Below are 18573 nucleotides of genomic sequence, written 5' to 3'. Positions count from 1 at the left end.
AACATTGACGAGGTTAGTCGAAACCCCCAAAGCATGTGGCAGAGGGGTAATGGAGGACACGACGTGGAACTCTCCGTGGTGATGCCTTGCCTGAACGAGGCTGAGACCGTAGAGACCTGTGTGCGGAAGGCCCTGGCTTCGTTCGCTGAGCACGGTGTCGACGGCGAGGTCATCATCGCCGACAACGGCAGCACCGATGGGAGCCAGCAGCTCGCCCGCGAAGCGAGGGCCCGCGTCGTGCCGGTGACCGACAAGGGGTACGGCAACGCGCTGATGGGCGGCATCCGTGCCGCCCGCGGCACCTATGTCGTCATGGGCGATGCCGACGACAGCTACGACTTCACCAACCTGATGCCGTTCCTGACCGAGTTGCGGGACGGCGCCGACCTGGTCATGGGCAACCGGTTCAAGGGGGGCATCGCGCCCGGCGCCATGCCGGCGCTGCACCGCTACCTCGGCAACCCGGTCCTCAGCTTCGTCGGCCGGCTGTTCTTCCGCAGCAAGATCGGTGACTTCCACTGCGGGCTGCGCGGATTCCGCCGCGAGTCGATCCTGCGGCTCGGCCTGCAGACCGGCGGCATGGAGTTCGCCAGCGAGATGGTGGTCCGCTGCACGCTCGCCAAGTACGACATCCGCGAGGTGCCCACCACACTGTCGCCGGACGGCCGCACCCGCGCGCCGCACCTCAGCACGTGGCGTGACGGCTGGCGCCACCTGCGCTTCCTCATGCTGTACAGCCCGCGCTGGCTGTTCCTGATCCCGGGCCTGCTCCTCATGACCCTCGGCCTGGTCGGCAGCGTCGCGCTGTCCGCGGGCCCGATCCACGTCGGCGACATCGCCTTCGACGTCGACACCCTCGTCGGCACCTCGGCGATGCTGGTGATCGGCTTCCAGGCCGTCCTGTTCGCGTTGCTGACCAAGGTCTATGCCATGGAGGAGGGATTCCTGCCCCATGACAAGAGGGTGCAGCGGATCGTCGACTCCTGGAGCCTCGAGCGCGGCCTCGTCATCGGCGGCCTGCTCGCGCTCGCCGGCCTCGTCGGGCTGGTGGCCTCGCTCGTCCACTGGCAGGGACACAGCTTCGGCCAGCTGAACCCGCGCGACTCGCTCCGCATCGTGATGCCGGCCGCCACCGCGCTGATCATGAGCTTCCAGATCATGTTCGCGTCGCTGTTCGTCAGCATCCTCGCCATCCGGCGCCGTTCCCACCCGCCGGTCACCGACCCGGCCGAGGAGGCCGCCGACGTCGTCGACGCCGCGGTCGTACGGGTCGCCGGCGAGGCCAAGACCCTCAAGCTCACGGCCGCCGAGGGCACGACCATCACGGCCGCCGAGGACGAGGACGCGCGGGACGAGAGCAAGGACGCGGCCGAGACCGTCTGACACCGCGTGCGAGGGGGCCCCGGCGAACGCCGGGGCCCTTTCTTCTTTCTCCGGGCCCGATGTAATCGGGCGTCCCGCCGGAGGGACTTCTTCGCGTCGCCCCGAATCGACCGAAGGACACAGGCGTGATCGATCCCGTCGAACGATTCACGGTCCTCTATGACCGCCATTATCGGAGCGTGCTGGGCTACGTCCTGCTGCGTGCCGAGCAGGACGCCGCGGAGGACGTGGTCAGCGAGACGTTCCTTGTGGCCTGGAGACGGCTGGACGACCTGCCGGACCCGGTGCTGCCGTGGCTGCTCGGCGTGGCGCGGAACCTGGTCTACAAGCAGTACCACTCCGGACGCCGCCGGCAGGTGCTGGCCGACCGGATCACCGCGGCCACGACGACGGACGACCTGGCCGGTCCCGACGTCGCCGAGCGTGTCGTGGAACGCGACGCGGCGAAGGCGGCGCTGTCGGCGCTGACCGAGAAGGACGTCGAGGCCATCGTGCTGACGACCTGGTACGGCCTGTCGCCCCGCGAGGCGGCACGGGTCATCGGATGTACGGCGACGACCTTCACCGTACGGGTGCACCGAGCCCGCAAGCGGCTCGTGAAGACGCTGCACGCCTATGCCGCGCCATCGGCTCCGGCGGACCGCGGCCGGCGCGTCGCCATGGCACGAGAGGAGACCCGATGACCCCTCAGCACGCGAAGGCGGGAGCCGAGATGGACCCCTCGAACACACTCGCGGCCGAGGTCGGCCGCATGGCCGAGGACGCGTATCGGCGCCGGCGCAACGCGGACATCGCGCACATCACCGCCGAGGCCCGCGCGCCCCGCCACAGCGACCGTAAGGTCACGCCCGTACGTCACCGGCGAGCGTTGCTGCTCCTCGCCGGCACCGCCGCGGTCGCGATCGGCCTGGGAGCGACGGCGTACGCCGTCGGCGGCCGGACGCCGCGGCCGGCCGGCCCGCCGCAGGCCGCGATAGAGAACGCGGCGGTGGTCCAGGAACTGAACCGCGCCGCGAGCGTGGTGGAGAAGGGGCATGACGTACGGCCGCTCCCGCACCAGTGGCTGTACGTGAAGACGGTGTTCGCGGACTCGGGGCCCGGGACCAAGGCCGTCCGGCAGCCGCCCCTGGAGACCTGGACCCGTTTCGACGGCCGCAGGTTCGCGTCGATGGCTCACGTCCTCAGCCCGTCACGGCTGAACTTCATCACCATCGACCCGTCGAAGGAGGGCGACGACCGTACGCCGGCTCAGGAGTACGCCGACCTCAGGGCCATGCCGGCCGACCCGGACGCGCTTCTCGCGCAGATCCAGCACAAGGTCGACACCGTCGACCGGCCGCGCGAGGTGAAGCTGGGCGCCCCCTGGACCGACGAGGATCGCGACGACTGGACGTTCCGGCACCTCACGGCCATCTTGGACACCGAGGTGCCCGTGCCGCACCGGTTGCAGGCGGCGGTCTACCGTGCCGCGGCGAAGATCCCAGGGGTGCGCACCGAGCAGAACGTCGTGGACGCCATGGGCCGGCACGGCCTTGCCGTCGGCCGCGAGTCCGTACGGGTGGGCCTCCTCAGCCAGATCATCCTCGATCCGCACTCGTACCGTTATCTGGGCACCCGCACCGTGGTCACCCGGACCGTGCCGTGGGTGCGGCCGACGCGTTCGGTCCGCGGGTACGTCGGGGGAGGCAAGCACCCGGGAACGCGGCTCATGCCACCGCCGTCGAGCGCGCCGCCGTCCGATCCCGTAGGCAACGTGCAGTCGAAGGCGCGCGCCGCCTACGCCGTGACGGACCAGGCCGGACGGCGTTCCTAGGTCCTGCCCAGGCGCCGGGCGGCGCAGCGGCGACCCCCACGAAGCCGGGCCTTCTCACGAGAAGGCCCGGTTTCTCGTGAGAAAGAGGCATAGCGAAGGCGGTTCGCAAGCGTCTGAAGGGGCGGGTACCCGAGATCCAGAAATTCCGGCCGAGCGTGCAGCGGTTCCGGCGTCGCGCCCGTCCCTCTAGCGAGGAGGCACGAACGCCTTCTGAAGGCGGGAACCCGAATTGGCCGAAGAGCGAAGTAAGGGTGTGTGCCGTGACGAATCTGATTGGTGGTCTCGATGCTGAAAGCTCTGCTCGGGCAACTCGCAGAACTCCTGGATCCTGACGCGGACCTGCACGCCGGTGACGACAGTCACGCGCTCGATGAGTACTACGACAATGAATGAGGCATGGTGACCACGCGATTCACGATGGACGACGTCCGGTCCACGTACAAGGGCCGTGACGCCTGGTGGACGGTCCTGCTCGTCGACCCGCTCGCCGGCCGGCTCGTGAAGATCACCGCGAACCGCACGTCGCTGAGCCCCAACGGCCTGTCGAGCGGGGCGCTCGTGCTCGGGCTGGGAGCGGCCTGGTGCTTCTGGGAGGCCGACTGGAGGTGGCTCGTCGCCGGAGCCGTGCTCTACCACCTGAGCTTCGTCCTCGACTGCATGGACGGGAAGGTCGCCCGGCTCAAGGGGACCGGCACGGTGTTCGGCAGCTGGCTCGACTACGTCTTCGACCGCGTACGGGTCCTGATCTGCGCGGTCGCGCTGACGGCCGGCCAGTTCGAGGCCACCGGCCGCCCGATCTACCTGGGGCTGGGAATCGGGGTCGTCTTCCTGGACATGCTCCGCTACCTGGACGCACTGAAGGTGGCCGCCGCACGTCGGGAGATGCGCGCCCGGCTACGGGAGGCCCGCGGGCCGATGGCCGACGAACGGCTCATCCAGCAGGTGCTGCCCATCCACCCCGACGAGGCGGACCAGGACATGCATCAGCCGGCTCCCTCGGCGCCGGTGGTCGACCTTCATCAGGGTTTCCGTACGCGCTTCCCGTGGTACCTGCGGATCCGCGACTGGCTGGCCCAGCGCCGGGTCCGTGCGCACCTGGTCAGCGGGATCGAGTTCCAGATGGCCGTGTTCATCATCGGCCCGCTGTGCGACGCGATCATTCCGGTGACGGTCACGGCGGGCCTGCTCATGCTGGTCTTCGAGATCGCGATCATCTACAAGTTGTGGCTGTCGACAAGGGACTTCGCCCTCGCGATGGCCGAGGCCGAAGCGGCTCGCGTCGCGGCCTGAACCGGCGTGCCGGGCGGGCGGATCGGATATCGGCGTGAGGCATGAGGGCGCGGCCTCTAGTCTTAGGGGCATGTCCAGCCGCCACATCCTGACCGCGCCCGCCTGGCCGTACGCCAACGGGCCCCGCCACATCGGGCACGTCTCCGGCTTCGCGCTGCCCTGCGACATGTTCAGTCGCTACCAGCGGATGGCAGGAAACAAGGTCCTGATGGTCAGCGGCACCGACGAGCACGGCACGCCCATCCAGGTGCAGGCCGACAAGGAGGGCGTGAGCGCCCGCGAGCTCGCCGACCGCTACAACAAGGTGATCGGCCAGGACCTCCACGGCCTCGGCATGTCCTATGACCTGTTCACCCGGACGACGACGCGCAACCACTACGGCGTCGCCCAGGAGATCTTCAAGGGCCTGCACGCCAACGGCTACGTCTTCGAGAAGACCACGATGGGCGCGATCTCGCCGTCCACCGGCCGTACGCTGCCCGACCGCTACATCGAGGGCACCTGCCCGATCTGCGGGTACGACAGTGCGCGCGGCGACCAGTGTGACAACTGCGGCAACCAGCTCGACCCGATCGACCTGATCAACCCCCGGAGCCGCATCAACGGCGAGGCGCCGGAGTTCGTCGAGACCGAGCACTTCTTCCTCGACCTGCCGGCCTTTTCCGAGACTCTCGGCTCCTGGCTGCAGAGCAAGGAGGGGCTGTGGCGGCCGAACGTCTACAAGTTCACCCGCAACCTCCTCGATGACATGCAGCCGCGGCCGATCAGCCGCGACCTCGACTGGGGCGTGCCGGTGCCGCTGCCGGGCTGGATCGACCGGCCCGACAAGCGGCTCTACGTCTGGTTCGACGCCGTCATCGGCTACCTGTCCGCCTCCGTCGAGTGGGCCAAGCGCTCCGGTGACCCGGACGCGTGGCGCGCGTGGTGGCAGAACCCCGACGCCGAGTCCTACTACTTCATGGGCAAGGACAACATCGTCTTCCACTCGGAGATCTGGCCGGCGATGCTGCTCGGCTACAACGGGGAGGGCGACAAGGGCGGCCGGCCGAATTCGCTCGGCAAGCTGGACCTGCCCAACGAGATCGTCTCCTCGGAGTTCCTGACGATGGAGGGACGCAAGTTCTCCTCGTCACGGCAGGTCGTGATCTACGTACGCGACTTCCTGGAGCGCTACGACGTCGACGCGCTGCGCTACTACATCGCGGTGGCCGGCCCGGAGAACCAGGACACCGACTTCACCTGGTCGGAGTTCGTCCGCCGCAACAACGACGAGCTCGTCGCCGCGTGGGGAAACCTGGTCAACCGGTCGGTCTCGTTCGCGGCCAAGAACATCGGGGAGATCCCGGCCGCGGGCGACCTGACCGACCGCGATCGGGCGATCATGGAGCGCTCGCGCAAGGCCTTCGACGCGGTCGGCGCGGAGCTGTCGCGGTCGCGGTTCAAGAACGCCGTCAGCGAGACCATGCGGACCATCGCCGAGGCCAACAAGTACCTGTCCGACGAGGCGCCGTGGAAGCTCCGCACCGAGGACCCGGAGCGGATGAAGACCATCCTGCACGTCGCGCTGCAGCTCATCGACGACGCCAAGTCGCTGATGACGCCGTTCCTGCCGAACTCCTCCGACAAGGTGCACAAGATGCTCGGTGGCGAGGGCGAGTGGAGCGGCATGCCGGAGATCCAGGATGTCGACGAGGAGGGCGGCACCGGCTACCAGGTGCTGACCGGCGCGTACGACACGGCGGCGCGCTGGGAGTCCCAGCCGATCACCCCTGGTGTCCCGCTCGCACCGCCGAAACCGCTCTTCACCAAGCTCGACCCCTCGGTCGTCGACGAGGAGCTGGCCCGGCTCGAGCAGACGTGAGCGAACGAAGTGAGTGAACCGATAAGCACAGCAGCGTTGCTCGCTTGGCCGACGAAGGAGGTCTCGTGAGCAGCAAGGAGCGGGAGGCGGCGCCGCCGCCTCCCGAGCCGCTGCCGGCCGAGGTCTTCGACAGCCACTGCCACCTCGACATCATCAAGACCCCGGTCCCGGAGGTCCTGGCCGCCGGGCAGGCCGTCGGCATCCGCCGGGCGGTGACCGTCGGGTACGACCTGGCCTCGTCACGGTGGTGCGCCGAGGCGGCCGCCGCGCATGACGACGTCTACGCCGCGGTCGCGATCCACCCGAACGACGCGGGCAACGCCACCGACGAGGTCCTGGACGAGATCGCCTCGCTCGCCGCCCTGCCGCACGTACGGGCCGTCGGGGAGACCGGGCTCGACTACTACCGCGACTGGGCGGAGGCCGGCGACCAGCACCGGTCGTTCCGCGCGCACATCGACATCGCCAAGCGCACCGGCAAGGCCCTGGTCATCCACGACCGCGACGCCCACGACGACGTGCTGCGCATCCTGGCCGAGGAGGGCCCGCCGGACAAGGTGGTGTTCCACTGCTTCTCCGGGGACCGGGAGATGGCCAAGATCTGCGCCGACCGCGGCTATGTCATGAGCTTCGCGGGCAACGTCACCTTCAAGAACGCCGGCGACCTGCGCGAGGCGGCCGAGGTCGCGCCTACGGAGCTCCTGCTGGTGGAGACCGACGCTCCCTACCTCACGCCGATGCCGTACCGCGGGCGGCCGAACGCGCCCTACCTCGTGCCGCTGACCGCCCGCTGCCTCGCGGAGGTCAAGAACATCGACCTCGGTGAGCTGTGCGCCACGATCAGCCGGACCGGAGAGCGCGTCTTCGGCCCCTGGTGACCGCCGGCCGCCTCCGCCGTACCCGTGTGAGCAACAGTGCGGCGGTGCCGACCAGAACCGCCGCCGCTCCGGCCACCGCTGTCGACCTGATGTCGTCACCGGTGAACGGCAGCCAGCCTCGCCGAGGACCCGAGAGCGCGGCCCGGTGCCGCGTACCGGCGCTGCGGGCGACCGGACGGCGGGCGGTTCGACCATGGTGGCGGTAGCGGGCGGACCCGTGACGGGCGTGGCGGCCGGACCCGTGACGGGCGTGGCGGCCGGATCCATGAGACCGGTGCCCGCCGGAGGATCCGGACCAGGAGGAGCCGTGCCCGTCGTCGTCGGTGTCCAGGGCGACCGAACCGTCGCCGTCCGACTCGGCGGACGACGACGGGCCCCCGCCGGTTCCGTCGTCGAGGTCCGGAGTGGTGGCCGGTGGCCTCGGTCCGAGGATGCGGAACGTCACGGCGGTGGATCCCGTGGTGGCCCTCATCCGGCCCGGCCCGGCTCGGCCTGCCGTCTCCGCCGTCCTCGCGTGGTGCCCATCCGTTCCGGCCTGCGCTCCGACCGGCAGGGAAAATGCCGGCAAAAGAGCGACTCCGGCTCCTAAGGGGAGTAGCACCGACAAGCGATGACGCCGCACCGTTCCCCCCTGGTCCCCTGCCTGCACTGGTCGAGTTAACGCGTAATTACCCAGTTGAGGGCGCCGGTACTGATCGTGACGGCCCCGATTCACAGCGCCACGAGCGACGACCGGTCAGATCGCACCAAGATCGACGACCACGTATCCGCCGGCCGTAAACGCGGTGTAGAGCCGGTTCGCCGGGTCCTGCGGCACGAGGTACGCGTTGTTCTTGCGTGGACTGGTCCGCAGGTCGCCGATCCGCCCGGTCCGCAGGTCGTAGACCGCGATGGTCCCGCCGGACGGGAACGTGATGACGAACCTGTCCAGGATGGGGGGGATCGCCGAGGTCGAGTCCCCCGAGGGGATCGCCTGGCGTCCGCTGCCGTCACGTCGCTGCACCTCGGTGACGAAGTTCGGCCCCTCCCCGGTGCACCATGTCAGACCACACTTCCAGGACGCCTGGTCGGTGAGCGTGGCCGATCTGGTCTCGCCGGTCAGCACGTTCTTGATCTTCGCGAACACGACACCTTTCTTCGGCGAAGCCACCTGGCCGGGCGGGGAGCCGATCCACGGCCAGGCGAGGATGTACATCGAACGGCTGCCGGGCACCTCATGTGCCGCGCCACCACCGATGGGAGCCTGATAGACGCCGCCGGTGACGTGGGCCGACCAGATCGCCTTTCCGCCGGAGATCGTCAGCTGAGAGGGCGGACGGGTGTTCGTCCTGGTGACGAGATGCGCCTGTCCCCCGGTGAGGGGGGCGGCCCAGATCTCGGTGCCGTAGTCGCCGGCCAGAGCCCAGCCGGCGTACCCGTCACCGACGGTGATGTTCGAGGCGAACATCTTCGTCTTCGGCGGGGTGACGACCTGCGTGATCAGCCTGGTGTGGTGGGTTCGCAGGTCGTAGGCGTACAGGGCGTTGGACTTCTCGAAACTCGACTCGGTGGAGACGAGAAGCGTGTGGTCGTCGACGAAAGCCTCCGGGCGGAAGGCGTGGCCGTTCGGAAGGGTGTCCGGTATCTGGTGAGCCGCCTTCGGCCACACCTGCTGGATCGGCGGCACCTTGGCCTTCTTCGGGCGGTGCAGCGCGGGCGATGCCGCCGCCGACGGGTGCCTGGCGGTCGTACCGGACGAGTGTGCGCCGGACAGCAGCGTACGGCCGCCGAGGGTGGCGCCACCGACGGCCACGGCGACGGCGGCGGCGGTCAGTGCCATCCGGGAGTACCCCCGGGGCGCGCGCCGGGTGCGCGGCTCCAGCCCGATGCCCAGCGGTGCCTTCGGGGCGCGTTCGGCCGCGTTCTTGAACGTCCGGGCGAGGGCGGTCTCCAGTTCTTCGGTCATCGCACACTTCCATTCGTCACGGACGGGCGCCAGGTCGTGCGCAGCTTCTCGAGCGCGCGCGAGGCCTGACTGCGGACCGTGCCGCGTGAGATGCCGAGCACGTCGGCGATCTCCGCGTCGGTCAGCGATTCGTAGTAGCGAAGGACCAGTACGGCACGCTGCTTGCGGGGCAGCCCGACGAGGGCGAGCCACAGGCCGTCGTCCCCGTCCGCGCGTGCGAACGCCTCGTCCTGATAACCGCGTTCGGGTGGCTCGGGAACCAGGCGCTCGCGACGCCTGCTCCGCCAGACGCTGATGTGCAGCCGGGCCATGGTCGTCCGGACATAACCCTCCGGCTCGCGCTTGTTGATGACCCCGTGCCACGCGCCCCGCACCCGTACCAGCGACTCCTGCAGCAGGTCGGCCGCGTCATCCGGGTTGCCGGTCAGCACATAGGCATAGCGCATCAGCGCGTCGGCCCGTGCACCGACGAACTCTTCGAAGCTCATTACTTCACTCAAGGCACCCTCCTCGGTACGGGGACGGGCGCGGCTCCGGAACCGTTGCACGTACGGGACACTAAGTATGTGGCGATCAGACTTCTCGGACCGGCGGACATCCGCACGCTCGCCGCGGACCTGGGCCTGCGCCCGACCAAGACGCTCGGCCAGAACTTCGTCATCGACGCGAACACGGTCCGCCGCATCGTCCGCGACGCCGACGTCGAGGCCGGCGACGTGGTCCTGGAGGTCGGGCCGGGCCTCGGCTCGCTGACCCTTGGGCTGCTGCCCGCCGCGAGCCGGGTCGTCGCGGTGGAGGTGGACGAAGTGCTGGCGCGACGGCTGCCGGCGACCGTCGCCGAGCACGCCCCGGACCTCGCCGACCGGCTCGAGATCGTACGGGCCGACGCGCTGCGCGTGACCGAACTCCCCGGCCCGCCACCGACCGCGCTGGTCGCGAACCTGCCCTACAACGTCGCCGTACCCGTCGTACTCCACCTGCTCAGCACGTTCCCGTCGCTGCGGCACGGACTGGTCATGGTGCAGGCCGAGGTCGCCGACCGGCTCACCGCCGGCCCCGGCGGCAAGGTGTACGGCGTGCCGTCGGTGAAGATGGCCTGGTACGCGCAGACGCGACGCGTGGGCAACGTCGGCCGCGCCGTGTTCTGGCCGGCCCCGAACGTCGACTCCGGCCTGGTCTCCTTCACCCGGCGCGACTCACCGTCGGGCGTCCCGCGTACAGAGGTGTTCGCGGTGATCGACGCCGCCTTCGCACAGCGACGCAAGACCCTGCGCGCGGCGCTGTCGGGCTGGGCGGGATCGCCCGCGGCGGCCGAGGAGACACTCCGAGCCGCGGACGTCGACCCGAGCGCCCGCGGCGAGTCCCTGGACGTCGCGGCGTTCACCCGGATCGCGCGGCAACGGCACGGATCCCCTAGCATCCGGTGATCGTGACCACTGTTCGCGTACCCGCCAAGGTCAATCTCGAGCTGAGCGTCGGTCCCGTGCGAGATGACGGCTACCACGACCTCGTCAACGTCTTCCACGCCGTCTCACTGTTCGACGAGGTGACCGCGACGCCGGCCGACGCGCTGAGCGTCTCGGTCGACGGCCCGGCGACCGTACCGACCGGCCTGGACAACCTCGCGGCCCGCGCGGCGACCCTGCTGGCAGCGCACGTGGGGATCGAGCCGCGGGTGGCGTTGCACATCCGCAAGGACATCCCGGTGGCCGGCGGAATGGCCGGCGGCAGCGCGGACGCGGCGGCGGCGCTGGTCGCCTGTGACCTGCTGTGGGACACGCGACTCGACCGGGAGACGCTGCTGGAGCTCGCCGCCCGGCTGGGCAGCGACGTGCCGTTCGCGCTGCTCGGCGGCACGGCCGTGGGACTGGGCCGGGGCGAGCGGCTCACCGCGGTCGAGGCCGTGGGGGAGTTCCACTGGGTGTTCGGCTACGCCGACGGCGGCCTGTCGACCCCGGCCGTGTACGGCGAATGCGACCGGCTCCGGGCGGACTCACCGGTCCCTTGGCCGGTCGTCTCCGATGACCTGATGGCCTCCCTGAAGACCGGTAACCCTCCAGCGCTGGGGAAGGCTTTGCGGAACGACCTGCAGGCCGCGGCCATCAGTTTGCGGCCGTCCCTGGCGGAGGCCCTCACGGCGGGCCGGAAGCTGGGAGCCCTGGGTGCGCTCGTGTCGGGCTCCGGCCCGACGTGCGCGTTCCTCACCTCGTCGGCCTCGCACGCCGCTGAGCTTGCGGCCGGGCTCGCCCGTACGCCCCACTTCGCCGACGTCCGTCAGGCCTTGGGGCCCGTACCGGGCGCCAGCCCAGTGTGAAACGGCCGGGCCGATACTCGCTCTCCGCACATCGTTCGCCACCTGACGTCACGGCTGGGTAAAGTACATGACGATGACCTGGACGGGGTAAGTCAAGCTTTGTAAAGTTTTAACGGCTTTTACGGGGATCGGCGGGGACTGAGCCGAGCATGCGGGGGACCGGTTCCGGTCGGCGGCACCTCGTGTGTCCGAACGTCCGGGAAGGGGATGACGATGCCGCCTGTGGACCCAGGGCCCGTTCCACTGGTCGCGTACCGGGACTGGCCAGGACTTGATCCCTCCGGCCACATCAAGGTCGACCACGCCCAGGTGCGCGCCATCGCCGCCCGCCTGACGGCGCACCTGGAAGATCTGCTGTCGGCGGATGAGGACCTGAAACCGGCGAGCAGCACGGCGTACGGCGCATGGGACGCGGCACAGCGCTTCTATCCGAGCGTCCAGGACGGTCACGCGACCCTGGTCGACCAGCACAGCCGGTTCCTGCACGCCATGCTGGACATGATCAAAAAACTCCACCGCACGGCGCAGACATACGACGCGACCGAAGCCGAACTCGAACGCCGCATCGCCGCGGTCGACAAACGTCTCCAAGTCGTGCCGACCACCGACCTGCTCCAGCACGACTCCTCCTCGGCCCCGCCCGGTGCCGCGGTCCCGAACTCACTGAACCCGGAAGGCAGGGACTGACATGGCGGACTCCTACTCCGCACCCATGCGGTCCACCGCCCCCACAGGCTCACCGGCGCAGTACACCGACCCAAAGAGCATCGACGCCCTGCTCAAGTCCTCCGACCCGGAGGCGGTCACGGCGTCAGGCCGTTCGTACCAGAAGTTCGCGGCGGCGTACGAGAAGATCGCCGGCGAACTGCTGAGCATGCGCACGGACCTGCATGACGCGTGGACCGGCAAGGACGCGGCAGCCGCCCAGTCACAACTGCGCGAGGTCTGGTCGGCGGCGGCCACCGTCCACCAGACCGCCAACACCTTCGGCGTCACGATCGAGCGGCACGGCTCGGAGCACCTGGCCTGGTACAAGTACAACAAACCACCGTCCAAGGACCTGCCGGAAGCCCAGAGCTGGATGACCGGCGCGAACGAACGCGTCACCCAGGCCTGGAGTTCCCTTCCGCAAGACCTCTCGACGTCTTTGCCGCCTGGAGCGGGGACGCTGGAGCACGGTCCCGCGAGTAACGGCCCGGCGCACGCCGGTCAGGGGCCGGCGGGAGGCGGCTCCCACAGTCTCGGCAGTAAGGGTTCGGCGTACCACTCCTCGGCCACTGATGCGGTCGACCGGGGATCGTCCAGAGACGGTGGGGCGGGCACGGAGCTCGCGGGAATGTCACCGTCGGGCCTGGTCGGCGGCGGATTCGGTCCCGTTCCCCCTGTGGGCAACTACGGTGGCGGCAGCGGTTTCGGCGGGCCGGGCTTGCCGCCTCCGATCGCTGGTCCCAACATGTCGGCCCCTGGCCTGATCACGCCCGGGGGAATCCTCGGCGCACAGGCGGCGAGGCCAGGCGTTGCCGGAACAGGCCGCGGAGGCAAGCCTTCAGGTATGGCAGGCGAAGCCGAATCGGCCGGCGCAGGCGCGGAGACCCGGCCGGGGACCGCTGCCCCGATGACCGGAGCCGGCTCGACCGAGAAACGAGAGCGCACCAGGCAGACGTGGCTGACCGAAGACGAGGAAGTGTGGACGGGAGGCATCGAGGCCGCCCCGCAGCTGATCGAGAACGAGCAGCCCGCTGTCGAAGCGCCGGAACCGGTCGATCCCCCGATCGAGATCGACCTATCCGCCGATGGCGACGCTCTCTCGGCGATCCTCGCCGACCTTGACATCGAAAGTCCGCATGACGATGTTCCGGACGTTTCCGCCCGGATCGGCGAGCTTCAGGCGCAGTTGGCCGACCTCGAACGGCAACGTGATGCCAAGAGTGGCCTTCCCCGAGCGGACGAAGATGTCGACGCCGCTCGCGACTGGCTTACCGGAGAAGACGCTTGAAGCGCGGCGGCCACCTTCTCGCGGCCGCACTGACGCTGTTGTCAGTGGTCATGCCCGTGCGAGCGGAGGCTACGACGCCGCACCCAAGGTCAACCGAGTGGTGGTTTTCGGTCTGGGGCATCGAGAGTGACGTCTGGCCGGTGACCAAGGGCGCAGGCGTCACGGTCGCGGTTCTCGACACGGGTGTGAACGCGGCCCTGCCGGAGCTCTCTGGTGTCGTGTTGAAAGGTGAGGACAGCACTGGAGGAAAGACCGACGGCCGTAGGGACCTTGATGACCGGGAAGGGGGTCACGGCACCGCGATGGCGGCCATGATCGCCGGACAGGGTGGGGGGACCACGGACTTCGTCGGGATAGCACCAGAAGCAAAGATTCTGCCGATACATGATGCCGGGCGGCTGGGTGACAAGAACGGGTTGTTCGAGTCCTATGCCGAGGGCATTCATTTCGCCACCGACCATGGCGCCAAGGTCATCAACTTTTCTCAGGGCGTGACCTCGGCGACGATGGATGGGCATTGCGAGCCAGGTATCCAGAGCGCGATCGCCTATGCGGTCGATCACGACGTGGTCGTGGTCGCGAGCGCGGGCAACACCGGAAACACGACGAACTGGCCGGAACTGCCGGGGTCGTGCGCCGGAGTCCTGACCGTCGGGGCGATCGATCCGGCGTTGCGCCCGTGGAAAGGTACACAGCGGCAGCCCTACGTCGCCGTCGCCGCGCCAGGCGACAGGATTCCCTCGATCGGCAAGAAGGGCGAACTCTACCGAGACGGTCGGGGCACGAGTGCTTCGGCGGCGCTGACGTCCGGCGCTGTCGCGCTGATCCGATCGAGCAATCCCCATATGCCGGCTCGCACGGTGGTACAACGCCTCATCGCGACCGCAAGGCCGTCGGGGGGATCACGGTGGAACGACCAGACCGGATACGGCGCAATCCAGATCACCAGTGCGATGAACCCGAAGCGATACCCGGTGTCGGCGGACGCTCCGAACCCGGTCTACGCCGCATTGGACAAATGGCGGGCCGCCCAGCGTGGATCCGTGGTGCGGCCGCAGCCTTCGCCCCAGGCGCAAAAACGAGACACGTCGGGCTCGAGTTTTCCGCTCGCCCTTGGTGGAGCGGTGCTCATCGCTCTCACGGCACTGGTCGTGGTCTATCGCCGGCGGTCCCGCAGATCCCCTCCGGCGATGGCGGATGAGCCGATGAACGAATACCGCGGCGGTCACTAGACGAAAGGGGCGACAGCGATGTCCTCTCCGTATCAGTACCCATCGTCCGGCGCCGACCAGACCGGGCCGGGCCCGGATACAGACCGTTCGCTCGCCGAGGCGGTTGAGGCCCGGCGGAGACTGACCGAGGGGGTCGCCTATGTCTACGTTCCGACCCAGCCGGCCACGGAAACGACCGGACCGCGACAGGTGAATTTCGAGCTGCGACGGCTCGAGGACGGCACCGCAGGCCTTCCGGTCTTCACCGAGCTTGAGCTACTGGTCGCCCAGCTCGGAGAGTTCCAGCCTTGGGAGAGGATCGCGGTCCTGGAACTTCTCATTCAGATCTCGGCAGCAAGGATTCCTGTTGTCGTGAACCCCGTCGTACAGGATGGCGCGGACCGTTGGACGGCGGCCGGAATCGATGCCTGGAGTAGGAGCGATCGGTGAGTGGTTACGACGTCATCTTCGACGATCTGGTAAAAGCATCTGCTGAATTCTCGAAACAGGGTGAGGCATACGCGAACTTGATGCCGCACAAGCCGGCCTGCCCGGCGGGCGGTGATGATGCGATCGATAAGATGCTCAATGTGACGCTTCAAGCCCTGTATGAGATGCATACAGTGCTCGCTCAGTCGATAAGCGCGCATGCCTATAAGTTGGACTATGCTCATCGCCACTACTCGAAGGTCGAACGAGACGTGTTCGACCACATTGTAGAAGCGCCGCGGCCGGAATACTGAGATGGGGCGGTAATGTCGAAGGGTGCGTCTTCTCTGCCGGCCTTCTCCTTTAATTGGGTCGGAGGAGATATCCATGGCATATCGAATCTGGCTGGAGTTCTCTACGGGTTCGCGGGCAAGAGCGAAGAGCCGGCCTTGGCTCTCGGGCGTGTCGTCGACCGTCTGGTGGGGGAGAGCGGTGAAGTCGTTTACCGGGGATCGGCGGCCGACCGCTTCAAGAGCAGTGTCGAACCGAACATTGTGGACCTCGGCTGGTTGTCTTCGCGCACGACCTCAATGGGCGACATCGTCGACGAGCTCGCCTTGCGATTGGCCAAGATCGAATCATGGCTTGAGAGTCGGGCGGAGCAGGGCGTCAAGGCGAAGTACATCACGATTGACGGAGCTGGGAAGCTCGGCCTGCCTGCTGGCTCTTCGGATCCGCAAGTGCAGAAGTTCCTGCAACAGTTCAGCCAGGAACGAGCCGAGGCCCTGAAGGCGGCTAAATCGGCCAGAGCGGTAGCCGCACGTAAGCTTGGCTCCGAGTACAAGGCACTGTCGGCGGGACTCCGTAATTATCGAGACAATCACAAGAACCTGCTGTCGGACAATGAGTTGAAAGCCATCGACTCTTCGATGCGAGGGCTCAAGTCCAGCTTTGACGCTGCGGATAAAATCGTCACGGACAATGGTGTGAAGCTGCACTGGGGGGCCGCCGTCGGTGGTGCATGGAAGGGGGCGGCAGAAGTCGGCGGAACGATAGGGGTGTTTGGAATCGAGACAGGTCCGTTCGATATTCCTATGACGGCGGTGGGTGCTACCATCGGCGGAGTCGGGGGTTTCTTCAAAGGGTTGGTAACGGGACATGCGCTATTTGAGAAGTAGTTCATCATGTTGATATTCGGCCTCATTATTGGAATCGCCCTCTGTTTGCAAGGGGTCAGCGCCCTTGCGAGTTTCTTTCGCTGGCGCCGGCTGCCGATCAAATCGACCACTCGCCAGCTTGCGGGTGTGGCGTACCTCTGCTTGGGGGGTATGTTTATACTCAGCGCTTTTTGGCATCAGTTCTACATTGGTGTTTTCGTTGCGCTGGTCGCCTTGATCGTGATCCAGCGAAAGATCATCATTCAGCGCAGGGTTGCATCGAACTCGGATCGTTGACAGCTGCCGGCGTCGTCTCGTAAGAGCTGTCCGCGTTGATGAGTACTGGGAGTCCGACATGTAGATCGACATCGGACAGGCGGTGTCTCCGATGCTGCAGGCGGTCAGGATGTCGCCGCCGTCGACTGGTCCTCGGGCGTTACGTGAGCAGTTCGACCGGCGCCGTTTTCCACAAGCCCTGACGGCGTTGCCCGAGGTGTGCCCCAGGGCGGATAGCCTTGCTGACGTTGTGAATCTGATCAATGTTGAAGGTCTCAGCAAGACATACGGGCCGGTTCCGCTGCTCGAGGGCGTGTCCCTCGGGGTCGCGGCCGCGGACCGTGTCGGCATCGTGGGCCGTAACGGTGACGGTAAGTCCACCCTGGTGTCTCTGCTCGCCGGGCGGATCGAGCCCGACTCCGGGCGTGTCACCCGCACGCGGGAGACACGCATCGGTTATCTCACCCAGCGCGACGAGTTCCCCGCCGACGCGACGGTGCGCTCGCTGGTGTTCGGTGATCGTGCGGAGCACGACTGGGCGGGCGACGCTCGTGCCAGGGACATCCTCGCCGGGCTGTTGCCCAGTGTGTCCCTCGACGCCCCGGTGGCCGGCATGTCCGGTGGCGAGCGGCGGCGGGTGGCGCTGGCCCGGCAGTTGGTTCCCGAGACCGACCTGCTGATGCTGGACGAGCCGACCAACCACCTCGACATCGAGGCGATCGCCTGGCTCGCCGGGCATCTGAAGGACCGCACGCTCATCGTCGTCACGCACGACCGGTGGTTTCTCGACGAGGTGACCGACCGGACGTGGGAGGTGGCCGACGGGCAGGTCCATCGTTACGAGGGTGGCTACTCCGCGTACGTCCTGGCCAAGGCCGAGCGTGCGCGCATCGCCGCGTCCACCGAGGAAAAGCGGCAGAACCTCCTCCGTAAGGAGCTGGCGTGGTTGCGGCGCGGGCCGCAGGCGCGTTCGACCAAGCCCAAGTTCCGGGTCGACGCGGCCAACGCCCTGATCGCCGACGAGCCGCCGGTGCGCGACAGCGTGGAGCTCATCCGGTTCGCCACCGCACGGCTCGGTAAGACGGTGTACGACGTCGAGGACGTGACCGTCCAGCTCGGCGACCGCACTCTCTTCGAGCACCTGACCTGGCAGCTCGGCCCCGGTGACCGGGTCGGCCTCGTCGGCGTCAACGGCAGCGGGAAGACCACCCTGCTGCGGCTGCTCGAAGGCGCCGTACGGCCGCGGGCGGGCCGGGTGATCACGGGCAAGACCGTACGGCTCGCACATCTGTCCCAGGAGCTCGCCGAGCTCGATCCGGCCCGGCGTGTGCTGGAGACGGTCGAAGAGGTCAAGCAGCGCATCACCCTGGGCAAGAGGGAGTTCACCGCAGGCCAGATGCTGGAACGCTTCGGCTTCCGTGGCGACGCGCAGTGGACTCCGGTCGGTGACCTGTCGGGCGGCGAGCGGCGGCGACTGCAACTGCTGCGCCTGCTGATGGCCGAGCCCAACGTCCTGCTGCTCGACGAGCCGACCAACGACCTGGACATCGAGACCCTCACCGAGCTGGAGGACCTGCTCGACGGCTGGCCGGGCTCGCTGGTGCTGGTCAGCCACGACCGCTACTTCCTCGAACGCGTCAGCGACCACGTCGTCGCGCTGCTCGGCGACGGCGGCCTGCGGATGCTGCCCGGGGGAGTCGAGGAATACCTCCAGCGGCGTCGCCGTACTCCCGAGCCGGCGCCCGTATCCGCCGCCGCTGCCCAGCCGAAGGTCGCCAAGAACGCCTGGCAGGCCAAGAAGGACCTCGACCGCCTCGAACGCCGGATCGAACGCCTCGGCGAGCGTGAGGCGGAGCTGCACGACCTGATGACCTCGCATGCCACCGACCACGAAAAGCTGCTCGCTCTCGACGCCGAGCTGAGGACCGTACGCACCGAACGCGAGGAGATCGAGGAGCAGTGGCTCCTGCTCGCCGACGACGACGCGTGACCCGGCCGACCACGAGCCGACGCGTGGGCC

The 18573-nt window shown here is 68.1% G+C and carries 19 protein-coding genes; 16 read left to right on the top strand and 3 right to left on the bottom strand.

What is annotated here, in order from left to right; all coding sequences use genetic code 11:
- The first annotated feature begins 120 nt into the window (after nt 1-120).
- From FB559_RS07030 to FB559_RS07005, 6 genes are all read left to right on the top strand, one after another.
- Entirely contained in the window at nt 121-1383 is a 1263-nt protein-coding gene (locus tag FB559_RS07030; protein WP_425455053.1) for a glycosyltransferase family 2 protein, read from the top strand.
- A gap of 125 nt (nt 1384-1508) precedes the next feature.
- Entirely contained in the window at nt 1509-2066 is a 558-nt protein-coding gene (locus tag FB559_RS07025) for an RNA polymerase sigma factor (RefSeq protein WP_141954517.1), read from the top strand.
- Entirely contained in the window at nt 2063-3196 is a 1134-nt protein-coding gene (locus tag FB559_RS07020; RefSeq protein WP_141954514.1) for a CU044_5270 family protein, read from the top strand. The genes FB559_RS07025 and FB559_RS07020 overlap by 4 nt, the downstream gene beginning before the upstream one ends.
- Before the next feature lie 396 nt (nt 3197-3592).
- Nucleotides 3593-4486: a CDP-alcohol phosphatidyltransferase family protein gene (locus FB559_RS07015; RefSeq protein WP_141954512.1), complete on the top strand. Its 894-nt coding sequence runs from the start codon at nt 3593-3595 to the stop codon at nt 4484-4486.
- Nucleotides 4487-4556: 70 nt separating this feature from the next.
- Nucleotides 4557-6347, top strand: a complete 1791-nt coding sequence (gene metG, locus FB559_RS07010) for a methionine--tRNA ligase (RefSeq protein ID WP_141954510.1) — start codon at nt 4557-4559, stop codon at nt 6345-6347.
- A gap of 65 nt (nt 6348-6412) precedes the next feature.
- Nucleotides 6413-7225, top strand: a complete 813-nt coding sequence (locus FB559_RS07005; RefSeq protein WP_141954508.1) for a TatD family hydrolase — start codon at nt 6413-6415, stop codon at nt 7223-7225.
- Between the two features lie 736 nt (nt 7226-7961).
- Here the strand turns inward: FB559_RS07005 and FB559_RS07000 are convergent.
- Complete coding sequence (locus tag FB559_RS07000) at nt 7962-9170, bottom strand: hypothetical protein (RefSeq protein ID WP_141954506.1); 1209 nt, start codon at nt 9168-9170, stop codon at nt 7962-7964.
- Nucleotides 9167-9670, bottom strand: a complete 504-nt coding sequence (locus FB559_RS06995) for a SigE family RNA polymerase sigma factor (RefSeq protein WP_342780919.1) — start codon at nt 9668-9670, stop codon at nt 9167-9169. The genes FB559_RS07000 and FB559_RS06995 overlap by 4 nt, the downstream gene beginning before the upstream one ends.
- A 66-nt stretch (nt 9671-9736) precedes the next feature.
- On the opposite strand from FB559_RS06995, the gene rsmA reads away from it, so the two are divergent.
- From rsmA to FB559_RS06980, 3 genes are all read left to right on the top strand, one after another.
- A complete protein-coding gene (rsmA, locus tag FB559_RS06990) occupies nt 9737-10597 on the top strand; it encodes a 16S rRNA (adenine(1518)-N(6)/adenine(1519)-N(6))-dimethyltransferase RsmA (RefSeq protein WP_185792074.1) in 861 nt (286 codons plus the stop codon).
- 2 nt (nt 10598-10599) lie between these two features.
- Nucleotides 10600-11484 carry a 4-(cytidine 5'-diphospho)-2-C-methyl-D-erythritol kinase gene (locus tag FB559_RS06985; protein WP_425455052.1) on the top strand — a complete coding sequence of 295 codons (885 nt, stop codon included), beginning with the start codon at nt 10600-10602 and terminating at the stop codon, nt 11482-11484.
- Between the two features lie 222 nt (nt 11485-11706).
- The gene (locus tag FB559_RS06980; RefSeq protein ID WP_141954500.1) at nt 11707-12171 is read left to right on the top strand and encodes a WXG100 family type VII secretion target; all 465 of its coding nucleotides are present in this window, start codon (nt 11707-11709) and stop codon (nt 12169-12171) included.
- Nucleotides 12172-12183: 12 nt separating this feature from the next.
- Here FB559_RS06980 and FB559_RS43695 read toward each other — a convergent pair whose 3' ends face one another.
- Nucleotides 12184-12360, bottom strand: a complete 177-nt coding sequence (locus FB559_RS43695) for a hypothetical protein (protein WP_185792073.1) — start codon at nt 12358-12360, stop codon at nt 12184-12186.
- On the opposite strand from FB559_RS43695, the gene FB559_RS06975 reads away from it, so the two are divergent.
- From FB559_RS06975 to FB559_RS06945, 7 genes are all read left to right on the top strand, one after another.
- Nucleotides 12359-13480 (top strand): hypothetical protein, encoded by a 1122-nt coding sequence (locus FB559_RS06975; RefSeq protein ID WP_141954498.1) that lies wholly within the window; start codon nt 12359-12361, stop codon nt 13478-13480. The two genes, FB559_RS43695 and FB559_RS06975, sit on opposite strands and share 2 nt — an antisense overlap.
- The gene (locus FB559_RS06970; protein WP_141954495.1) at nt 13477-14712 is read left to right on the top strand and encodes a S8 family serine peptidase; all 1236 of its coding nucleotides are present in this window, start codon (nt 13477-13479) and stop codon (nt 14710-14712) included. The genes FB559_RS06975 and FB559_RS06970 overlap by 4 nt, the downstream gene beginning before the upstream one ends.
- 18 nt (nt 14713-14730) lie before the next feature.
- Entirely contained in the window at nt 14731-15141 is a 411-nt protein-coding gene (locus FB559_RS06965; RefSeq protein ID WP_141954493.1) for an SAV_915 family protein, read from the top strand.
- Entirely contained in the window at nt 15138-15434 is a 297-nt protein-coding gene (locus FB559_RS06960) for a DUF6317 family protein (protein WP_141954491.1), read from the top strand. The genes FB559_RS06965 and FB559_RS06960 overlap by 4 nt, the downstream gene beginning before the upstream one ends.
- 12 nt (nt 15435-15446) lie before the next feature.
- Nucleotides 15447-16298 (top strand): hypothetical protein, encoded by an 852-nt coding sequence (locus FB559_RS06955; protein ID WP_141954489.1) that lies wholly within the window; start codon nt 15447-15449, stop codon nt 16296-16298.
- 6 nt (nt 16299-16304) lie between these two features.
- On the top strand, nt 16305-16574 hold the full coding sequence (locus FB559_RS06950; protein WP_141954486.1) for a hypothetical protein: 270 nt from the start codon (nt 16305-16307) through the stop codon (nt 16572-16574).
- A 229-nt stretch (nt 16575-16803) separates the two neighbouring features.
- Nucleotides 16804-18543, top strand: coding sequence for an ABC-F family ATP-binding cassette domain-containing protein (locus FB559_RS06945; RefSeq protein ID WP_141954484.1), 1740 nt, complete (start codon nt 16804-16806; stop codon nt 18541-18543).
- Nucleotides 18544-18573: the final 30 nt, after the last annotated feature.

The organism is Actinoallomurus bryophytorum, assembly GCF_006716425.1.
In the GTDB taxonomy this organism is placed as follows: Bacteria; Actinomycetota; Actinomycetes; order Streptosporangiales; family Streptosporangiaceae; genus Actinoallomurus; species Actinoallomurus bryophytorum.
Note: the sequence above shows the minus strand (reverse complement) of the source record. Positions and strands in the feature narration are given on the sequence as shown.

Bases quoted from the DNA above. Each gene is read 5' to 3' on its own strand.
- FB559_RS06955 (WP_141954489.1), top strand. From the start codon at position 15,447: ATGTCGAAGGGTGCGTCTTCTCTGCCGGCCTTCTCCTTTAATTGGGTC.
- FB559_RS43695 (WP_185792073.1), bottom strand. From the start codon at position 12,360: ATGCTCAGCAGTTCGCCGGCGATCTTCTCGTACGCCGCCGCGAACTTC.
- FB559_RS06965 (WP_141954493.1), top strand. From the start codon at position 14,731: ATGTCCTCTCCGTATCAGTACCCATCGTCCGGCGCCGACCAGACCGGG.
- FB559_RS07020 (WP_141954514.1), top strand. From the start codon at position 2,063: ATGACCCCTCAGCACGCGAAGGCGGGAGCCGAGATGGACCCCTCGAAC.
- FB559_RS07015 (WP_141954512.1), top strand. From the start codon at position 3,593: ATGGTGACCACGCGATTCACGATGGACGACGTCCGGTCCACGTACAAG.
- FB559_RS06950 (WP_141954486.1), top strand. From the start codon at position 16,305: ATGTTGATATTCGGCCTCATTATTGGAATCGCCCTCTGTTTGCAAGGG.
- FB559_RS06975 (WP_141954498.1), top strand. From the start codon at position 12,359: ATGCGCACGGACCTGCATGACGCGTGGACCGGCAAGGACGCGGCAGCC.
- metG (WP_141954510.1), top strand. From the start codon at position 4,557: ATGTCCAGCCGCCACATCCTGACCGCGCCCGCCTGGCCGTACGCCAAC.
- FB559_RS07000 (WP_141954506.1), bottom strand. From the start codon at position 9,170: ATGACCGAAGAACTGGAGACCGCCCTCGCCCGGACGTTCAAGAACGCG.